Annotated in this window: 1 protein-coding gene; it reads left to right on the top strand. The window is 64.5% G+C overall.

The annotated features are described in order from the left end of the window. Positions 1–28: 28 nt before the first annotated feature. Positions 29–2,586 (top strand): condensation domain-containing protein (locus ABZT03_RS43735; protein WP_356049824.1); only part of this gene is annotated, 2,558 nt, incomplete at its 3' end.

The raw sequence follows: 2,586 nt of genomic DNA, 5'->3' as shown, positions 1-2,586 counted from the left end.
GGTCTCGAAAATTCGTAAGCTGTTCGGTGTGGAATTGAGAGTGCGAACGCTGTTCGACGCGCCGACGGTGGCCGCCCTGGCACAGACAATGGAAGCCGGCCCGGCCGAGGCGAGGCCCAAGTTGACGCGGGCGGATCGCCCGGAGGCAATCCCGTTGTCGTTCGCACAGAGTCGTTTGTGGTTCCTGCATCGGCTCGAGGGCCCCAGTGCCACCTACAACATTCCGCTGGCGGTGCGAATAACCGGTGATGTGGACGTGGCGGCCCTGACGGCTGCCTTGGGCGATGTCCTCGGCAGGCACGAGGCTTTGCGCACGGTGTTCCCCGAGATCGATGGTGTGCCTCGGCAACTGGTGCTCGACATCGATCAGGTCCGCCCAGAACTGGCGGTCACCACCGTGGCCGATCACGACCTGGAGAATGTCCTTGCCAGGGCGGCGCAGCATGTCTTCGATCTCATTGTTGACATCCCTTTTCGAGCCGAACTGTTCCAGGTGCGAGACGACCCGCAGCGCAGTGGAGAAGACAGTGGCGAGTACCTCCTGGTGCTGGTGGTACACCACATCGCGGGTGACGGTTGGTCCATGGCACCGCTGTGGCGCGATCTGAGCACCGCGTATACCGCGCGAAGCGCGGGACGTTTCCCGGAATGGCCGGGGCTTCCTGTGCAGTACGCGGACTACGCGCTGTGGCAGCGGGAACTGCTGGGCGAAGGCAAGGATCCCGACACTGAGATGGCCTCGCAGGTCAGGTACTGGACTCAGGCACTGGCCGGGTTGCCCGAGCGGATCGAGTTGCCCACTGACCGCTCGTATCCGGCGGTGCCCTCCTACGCGGGCGACGTGGTGACCTTCGACTGGGATGCGAGACTGCACGCCCGGCTGCAGGACGTCGCCCGCGAGTGCGGGGCGAGCCTGTTCATGGTGGTGAATGCCGCGTTGGTGGTGCTGCTGTCCAGGCTCGGTGGTGGGGAGGACATTCCGGTAGGGGTGGTCATCGCTGGCCGGACCGACGAGGCGGTGGAGGATCTGGTCGGGTTCTTCGCCAATACGCTCATCCTGCGCACCGACACCTCCGGTTCCCCGACGCTGCGAAAGCTGATCGAACAGGTCCGCGAGCGTAGCCTGGACGCCTACGCTCATCAGGACGTGCCTTTCGAACGACTGGTGGAGGCCATCAACCCGGTCCGGTCGATGGCGCATCAGCCGCTCGCGCAGGTGATGATCGCCTGGCAGAACAACGTGTCGGGCGAACTGCATCTGCCCGGACTGAACGTCTCGCTCGAACCCATCCGGACGGCGACCGCGAAGTTCGATCTCTCCTTCTACTTCGAGGAACACGACGACACGCGCCTGGCTCCGGCCGGGTTGGTGGGAGCGGTGGAGTTCCGGACGGACATCTTCGACCGGGCAACGGTCGAGGGTTTCGTGGCACAGCTTCGGCGGGTGCTGGAGACAGTGGCCGCCGATCCGGATCAGCGGGTGGATACCGTCGACGTGCTGGATGCCAACGAGCGCGAACGACTGCTGATGAAATGGAACGACACCGCCGTCGCACTGGAACCCACCACGGTTCCGCAGCTGTTCGAGGGCCTAGCGGAGAGGACCCCCGACGCCACGGCGTTGGTGTTCGAGGGTGTCGAAGTGTCCTACGGGGAGCTGAACGCGCGGGCAAACAGGCTGGCTCACCTTCTGCTAGCGAGGGGAGTGGAACGGGACGCGGTGGTCGCGCTGGCGGTGCCCCGTTCCATCGAAATGGTTGTCAGCCTGCTAGCCCTACTCAAGGCCGGCGCCGCGTATCTTCCGATCGACCCGGACTATCCGGCCGATCGCATCGAGTTCATGGTGAACGATGCCCGGCCGGCACTGGTGATCACCACGAGCGAGACGGCCCGTGACTTTCCCTGTCGGCAACTGGTACTGGACGACGAGAAACAACTCCCCGGATACTCCGCGGAAAATCCCGGCGCGGCATCCCGTCCGTCGATGTCCAGTCCGGCCTACGTCATTTACACCTCAGGATCCACCGGCACGCCCAAGGGGGTCGTCGGTCTGCACCGCGGACTGACGAACAGGCTGGCGTGGTTCCAGGACTGTTGTCCGTGGCTACCGGGCGAACCGTCCTGCGCTAAGAGTTCGCTCAGTTTCATCGACGGTTGTACCGAGTTGCTGGGACCTTTGTGCTACGGAGGTCTCGTCGTACTCGCAGACCGGGCCGCGGCCAGGCAGGTGCCCGATCTGGTCGCGTTGGTAGAGAGCTATCACATCACACGCCTCACCGTGGTCCCCAGCCAACTGTCGTCGATCCTGGACTACGGCCGACCCGAGCGGCTCACCAGCTGTCGGCTGTGGATCAGCAGCGGCGAGCCGTTGACCAGCGCGGTGGCGGCCCGGTTTGCCGAGATGTTCCCCGACGCCACACTGCTCAATCTCTACGGTTCGTCCGAGGCCAGCGGGGACAGCCTGCACGGCGAGGTCCGTGGTGCGGACACTCCGATCGGTGGGCCGGTGTGGAATACGCGAGTGTATGTGCTGGACGCTGGTTTGCGTTTGGTGCCGGTGGGTGTGGCGGGTGAGTTGTATGTTTC

Source organism: Streptomyces sp. NPDC005574 (assembly GCF_040605435.1).
Taxonomy (GTDB): domain Bacteria; phylum Actinomycetota; class Actinomycetes; order Streptomycetales; family Streptomycetaceae; genus Streptomyces.
The sequence above is the reverse complement of the archived record's forward strand: the minus strand, read 5'-3'. Positions and strand labels throughout refer to the sequence as shown.